Source organism: Calothrix sp. CBUCES-K 9914 (genome assembly GCF_059640475.1).
Genome location: NZ_JBXXZH010000407.1, coordinates 1 through 5,511 on the forward strand (window position 1 = coordinate 1; position 5,511 = coordinate 5,511).

4 protein-coding genes are annotated in these 5,511 nt (G+C 41.4%); 3 read left to right on the top strand and 1 reads right to left on the bottom strand.

Annotation, left to right across the window (positions count from 1 at the left end; translation table 11 throughout):
- On the bottom strand, positions 1-2,066 hold a 2,066-nt coding region (locus AC2JBO_RS42565), incomplete at its 3' end, for an S-layer homology domain-containing protein (protein ID WP_496959659.1).
- Positions 2,067-2,236: 170 nt separating this feature from the next.
- Here AC2JBO_RS42565 and AC2JBO_RS42570 point away from each other — a divergent pair.
- The 3 genes from AC2JBO_RS42570 to AC2JBO_RS42580 all read left to right on the top strand — a co-directional run.
- On the top strand, positions 2,237-3,250 hold the full coding sequence (locus AC2JBO_RS42570) for an ABC transporter ATP-binding protein (protein WP_496959660.1): 1,014 nt from the start codon (positions 2,237-2,239) through the stop codon (positions 3,248-3,250).
- A 3-nt stretch (positions 3,251-3,253) separates the two neighbouring features.
- Positions 3,254-4,057 carry an ABC transporter permease gene (locus AC2JBO_RS42575; RefSeq protein ID WP_496959661.1) on the top strand — a complete coding sequence of 268 codons (804 nt, stop codon included), beginning with the start codon at positions 3,254-3,256 and terminating at the stop codon, positions 4,055-4,057.
- Between the two features lie 129 nt (positions 4,058-4,186).
- Positions 4,187-5,511: GldG family protein (locus tag AC2JBO_RS42580; RefSeq protein WP_496959662.1), on the top strand; the 1,325-nt coding region annotated here is incomplete at its 3' end.

A 5,511-nucleotide genomic window follows, 5' to 3' on the forward strand; every position in this document is an offset into this window, starting at 1 on the left:
ACATACGGTGAATTTATTTTTGGTACTCTTTTTAAAGCGACTAGCGCTTGATATACCATCGCAGCAACTTCACCTCTCGTTGCCTCTCGGCTTGGTTGGATTTGTTTTATACTTGGATAATTGACAACAATATTGTTCGCTGTAGCCGTTGCAACTGCGGCGCACGCACTTGTCGGAATGGCGTTACTATCGCTGTATGCCCCTAAATTATCACGAGTGGCGCCTGCAATTCCAGTTCCGCTAACTAATGAAACAATTACTTGCAACCGCTGAACATTTTGGTTTGGACGAAATGTTCCATCGCTAAACCCGCTCACAAACCCTCCACTCGCAGCCACCCTTATCGCGTTGTAACCCCAAAAATCCTGTCTCACATCCGAAAATTCAGGCGCCGAACGTTTACTAACTGGGTTAAACGCTGCTGCAACTAGTGCCGCATACTGCGCGCGCGTTATTGGTTTATCTGGTTGATATGTACCATCCACATATCCATTCGTTAAGTTCATACTTACCAATCCACGAATAAAGTCTTCAGCCCAATGTCCGGTTAAGTCACTAAACGAAGCTACATCCGCAATTGGAATCACAATATAAGGTGAAGCGATAGGCTTTAAATTTCCTTGTGTCACCAAACCTTGATAAATTAACGCCGCAACTTCCGCGCGGGAAATATCACGCAATGGTTGAATTTCATTGAGTTGGGGGTAGTTGACGACGAGTAAGTTTTGTGTAGCAGTTGCCAAAGAAGAGGTTGCATAACTAGGAATTTGGGCGCGGTCGCTAAATGCTAGTAGTAAATTCGCATTACCACCACTCAAAGAAAGCCCACTAACGATTGATACAAGCGCTTGAACTCTAGTCATGTTTTGTCCAGGTCGAAATGTTCCGTCAGGGAAACCGTTAATAAAACCCATACCAGCAGTGGCAGCAATGGCTGGAGCAGCCCAAAAATCTCGTTTGATGTCTGTAAAATTGGGAATTTGATTTTTAGAGTGAATTTGAAACGCTTTTGCTACTAATGCTGCATATTGCGCGCGGTTAATTGGTGCATCAGGTGCAAAGTTACCATTAGGTAAGCCAGTTATCAAGCCTTTTGTAACTAATACCTCTATAAACGGTGCTGCCCAGTGTCCACTAATATCGCGGAAGAAACTGTTTTCCCCAGTTTTATCGGTATCATCAAGAATAGCTGCGACAAACTCTACAAGTCCCTTCACAGATACAGGGTTGACTTGGTTGCCAGCAGAAATCAGTGTATTGGAAGTAGAATTTTGAATGTCAAATTCGCTGTTATCACGAAAGGTATTATTGGCTTGGTCTTGCGAACTGCCTAAATCTGGAATTGCGTTACCGTTAATAAGTAGTCCACCCTGCGAGTTTTTTTCGATTAAGTTGTTTCGCAATACTGGACGTGCTTCGCGCGACAGTGCAATACCTGTTTTATTATCGGTAAATTTGTTGAAAGCGACCAAAGGCGCCGAAAAATCGCTAATTGCCAAGCCTAAGCCGTTTTTTTGAAATGTATTTCGCAGTATCTCACCTTTGCTGTTGCGCGCGATTACTAGTCCACCTGCATTATTTTGAATAAATACGTTATCTGTGATAGCTGGTTTTGCAGCACCGCTAACAAACACGCCTTCTCTACCACAGCTGGTGAAAGTACAATTTACCAGATTTGGAATACTTGATTCGATCCAAATTCCAGTACCTCTAGCAGTGTTATTCGTTACTGTGACACCTGACAAACTCGCATCATCAAGCAGTAATAAGGTAATATTCTGGGCGCCGAAAGTAGGACTATTGTATTCACCACTGCCAGTAATAACAATACCTTGACCTTTAGTAGCTTCATTGCCTATAACCATAATCCCTTGTGGAAGCACAAGCGGATACTTTTCACCTCCTTGTTCGCTGTATGTACCTGGTGCCAGACGTATTACAGCAGATTTTGCGACAAATAAAGCACGAGTAATACTTTTAAAAGGAGATAGCCGTGACCCAGCATTGGCATCATTTCCAGTCACGGGGTTGACATAGAGTGTGGCAACGAGGGTAGAGTTTACCATAGGTAAGGGGGTAAGGAGAAAGGGTTTTTAAAGGATACAGGTAAAGGATAAATTATAAACAGTGAAAATAAATAGTAAAAAACGCTCATTTTATACTTAAGGTCTTATCCTTTCTCCTTAGCCCTCTATAATTAGTGCTTGAATATTACTAGAGATTCCCCAAGCTTCTTATGATTGAGGTTGAGCATCTAAGTAAGGTATATGGCTCTACGAGAGCTATTTCTGATGTGACGTTTAACGTCGAAAAGGGTGAGATATTAGGATTCCTCGGTCCTAATGGCGCCGGGAAAACTACAACCATGCGAATTTTAGCTGGATATTTGCCAGCTACAAAAGGAACAGCACGTATCGCAGGACTTGACGTACACGAAAATTCACTCGCGGTTCGGCGCCAAATTGGGTATTTACCAGAAAATCCGCCGTTATATCCAGAAATGACGGTAGAAGGGTTTTTGTATTTCGTCGCGCGGATAAAAGGGGTAAGTGCAGGAGACCGTCAGGAAAAAGTACGTTCGTCACTTGCAAAGTGTAACCTCACAGACAGGCGCAATACAATTATCAGGAAGCTTTCTAAAGGGTATAAGCAGCGTGTTGGTATAGCACAAGCAATTGTTCATGACCCACCAGCAATAATTCTTGACGAACCAACGGTTGGTTTAGACCCTCGGCAAATTATTGACGTGCGGAACCTAATTAAAAGTTTGGCGGGAGACCACACTATAATTCTTTCAACACATATTTTACCGGAAGTTAGCATGACTTGTAGTCGTGTTGCGATTATCAGCCAGGGTAAAATCGTTGCGACAAACACACCAGAAAACCTGATGACGCAGTTAACTGGTGGTTCAGGTTACGAGTTAGAAATTGGAGGTGAAGCAACTCTTGCGAAACAAGTATTGCAAAACGTTATGGGCGTGATTTTGGTAGAATCAATTCCTACAGTTGGAACTGGAGTCATCTTACCAGAACGGGCTTGCTTACGAGTTGTTACGCAACCGGGAACTGAGCCAGGAAGCGAAATAGCACAGACTTTACTACGCGCGGGCTTTAATTTATACGAAATGCGTCGCGTCAGCGCTACCCTCGAAGATGTGTTCTTAAAGTTGACTACTGAAGAAAAAATCAAGATACAGTCTGAGCTAGTCGAAAGTATACAAGGAGAAGCACAAGGAGAAACCATATAGATAATGGGCATCGTACTAAGTAACATTATTGCTATTTACCGCCGCGAGCTACAAAGTTATTTTGTCTCGCCTTTAGCTTATGCTGTAGCAGGCATCTTTTGGTTTCTATCTGGGTTATTTTTCATCTTAATATTGCAAGATATTCTTCAGTATGTAGCGGGCTTAGATATTCAAGGACAACAGTTTCAAGTTCCTGTTCCTCCTATTGATGTGCCTTATGAATTTATCCGCGCGTTCCTCGACCGTATGGGTTGGATGCTATTATTTATACTGCCAATCTTATCAATGGGGCTGTATGCAGAAGAGCGTAAACGCGGCACATTAGAATTACTCGCTACATCTCCTGTGACTAATTGGGCTGTTGCTGTTGGAAAATTACTAGGAGTACTAACTTTTTTTACAACAATCGTAATGCCATTGATAGTATTTGAAAGTATTGTAATCAGTGCCGCTAGTCCCCCAATGCCATCATTAATTCTTTTTTCAGGTCATTTAGGTTTAATAATGCTTGCAGGGTCAATTTTGTCTGTGGGAATGTTTATTTCTTCTTTAACTGACAGCACAATTCTTTCGGCTGTTCTTACATTCGCTGCTATTTTAGTGCTGCTGTTTATTGATTTGATTGCCAAGAATATTGGTGGAACTTTCGGCGATGCTTTGGGTCATCTATCGTTAATCAAGCATTACAACAATTTAATTCAAGGTGTTTTTGATACTAGCGCAATTATTTTATTTGCGAGTTACATTATTTTAGGTATTTTCCTAACCGCTCAGTCAATTGATGCACTTCGCTTTCAAAGACAGTAATCTTGGCAACGGATTATGAACGGATGTAACGAATGGTTGATCTTTATTAACTAGACTTTGTTTATACACAATAAATTATCTGTTAAATCCGTTTTATACGTTGCCAAAATCTAAGATATAAAATAATTTATGAAGACTATTGCTCAAGGAAAATTCTGGAAATTATTATTTTGGCTAGGTTCATTCTTTGTTACTGCTGGTTTAACTGTTGGGTTAATTTCAGGTTTCAGGGGCGCCGTTCCGCTGTTGTTTCTTATACCTGGAGTTGTGATTATTGCAGCTTGGGTAATAATAGAAAGTAAAAAAAATAATTGGTTGGGACAACGTTCGACTCAAGCAGGTACTAATGCTTTGTTTGCAACGCTTGCAGTTTTAGCTATACTCGGCTTTATTAACTTTCTCGGCACCCGCTACCATCTGCGGACAGATTTAACAGAGACAAAGTTATTTAGTCTTGCACCGCAAACGCGAGAGTTAGTACGTACCTTGCCACAACCTGTAAAGGTGTGGATATTTGATACTAACCAAAACCCGCTTGACCGTGACCTTCTCGAAAACTATCGGCGCCAAAGTAGTAAATTTGATTTTGAATATGTAGACCCGCAAGCTAAACCTGGGTTAACCAAACAATTTGGTGTCAAAGAAGCAGGTGAAGTTTATTTAGAAACTAATCAACAGCGTAAGTTAGTACAGGTAGTAAACCTTCAGGAACGTCTGAGTGAAATTCGTCTTACCAACCGTTTGCAGCAGGTAACTTCTGGTACAGCTTCTAAAGCTTATTTTTTGCAAGGACATGGAGAACTTCAAATTACAGCAGGTGAAAATTCTATAACCCAGGCTGTGAAAAGTTTAAATGATAAAAGCTTTACAACTGAAGCTTTAAACCTTGTTCAAAAAGCTGAAGTCCCAGCAGATACGAACGTTATTATCGTCGCAAGTCCAAAGCGCGCGCTTTTCGATACTGAAGTTAGAGCATTACAAAACTATCTAAACCGTGGTGGTAATGCCTTATTAATGATAGACCCTGACACCGACCCCAAACTCGACCCTTTACTTAATGAATGGGGAGTAAAACTAGATACTCGTTTAGCGGTAGATATAGCTGGTAACGAGACTTTAGGTCCAGCCGTTCCAATTGTCACAGAATACGGCAAACATCCTATTACCAAAGATTTTGGTAACGGTATTTCATTTTATCGACTCGCGCGTCCCGTAGATACAACTCCAGTTAGCAATGTTCAAGCAGCACCATTATTATTAACCAAACCATACCCAAACACTTGGGCGGAAAGCGACCAAAAAAGTGAAAAACTAGAATTTAACGAAGGCAAAGACCGTAAAGGTCCTCTCACATTGGGGGTTGCCCTAACCAAAAAAATCTCCGCAACTCCCACGTCTACTATATCAACTCCTACTCCAACTCCGACTACAACTCCAAAAGCACAAATAACCCC